Source organism: Pauljensenia sp. UMB6358 (genome assembly GCF_030216865.1).
Taxonomy (GTDB): Bacteria; Actinomycetota; Actinomycetes; order Actinomycetales; family Actinomycetaceae; genus Pauljensenia; species Pauljensenia turicensis_A.
On record NZ_JASOMS010000323.1, the window covers coordinates 1 to 228 of the forward strand.

The 228-nt window shown below is 62.7% G+C and carries 1 pseudogene; it reads right to left on the reverse strand.

The features are described 5' to 3' along the window. Window positions 1-27: 27 nt before the first annotated feature. A pseudogene (locus QP381_RS09615) lies at window positions 28-228 on the reverse strand (phosphoribosylaminoimidazolesuccinocarboxamide synthase); the annotation flags it as partial.

The following is a 228-nucleotide window of genomic DNA, read 5'->3' on the forward strand; positions in this document are numbered from 1 at the left end:
GTTAATGTGGTAGCTCTGTCAAACGGTTCACTGACGTGGCTGGTTGCGCGGTTCCGGTGCCTGACCGGTGAGCAGCGTGTACGCATCAACGTAGCGTTGACGTGTCGCCTCAACGATCCGGTCAGGCAGGCGCGGCGGCTGCTCGCCGCTGGCGCGATCCCACCCGGATTCTTCGGAGGTCAGCCAGTCGCGCACATACTGTTTGTCGAAGCTGGGAGTCACCTGGCC